We start from the raw sequence: 443 nt of genomic DNA, 5'->3' as shown, positions 1-443 counted from the left end.
TTCATGACATGACCGGTTTCGCGATGCCAATTGCACATCATGTGACCCAGCCATCCCGCATGGCTGCGATCCTGATTGACGAGATGCGTCGCCGAAGCATTCTCCTGCCGTCGGTCACTGTCATTGAAGCCTTGGTGCGCCGTGCTCGCCAGCAGGCCGATCACCTTGTCCATGACGTCCTTGCAGGGGATCTGCCGCCGGAAACCCGTTGTCGTTTGGACAAAATGCTGGAGCGTCGTGGCGATCGCAGTGCCTCCTGGCTCTCGTGGCTGCGTAACCCGCCCTTGTCACCAGCCGCGCGCAATATCCTGCGATTGCTGGAACGCCTGGAGTGTGTACGATCCCTGAACCTCGACAGCGCTCGCGCCACGACCATACCGCGTGTGGCCTTTGACCGTTTGAGCGAAGAAGCTGCCCGGATTACGCCCCAGCATCTGGCCGAG

1 protein-coding gene is annotated in these 443 nt (G+C 60.7%); it reads left to right on the top strand.

From position 1 onward, the window contains the following. Positions 1 to 443: DUF4158 domain-containing protein (locus KP705_RS17775; RefSeq protein WP_215765243.1), on the top strand; the 443-nt coding region annotated here is incomplete at both ends.

Origin of the sequence: Gluconobacter sp. P1D12_c (assembly GCF_018812105.1) — a bacterium.
GTDB lineage: Bacteria > Pseudomonadota > Alphaproteobacteria > Acetobacterales > Acetobacteraceae > Gluconobacter > Gluconobacter oxydans_A.
This window is presented reverse-complemented; position numbering and strand designations above follow the sequence as displayed.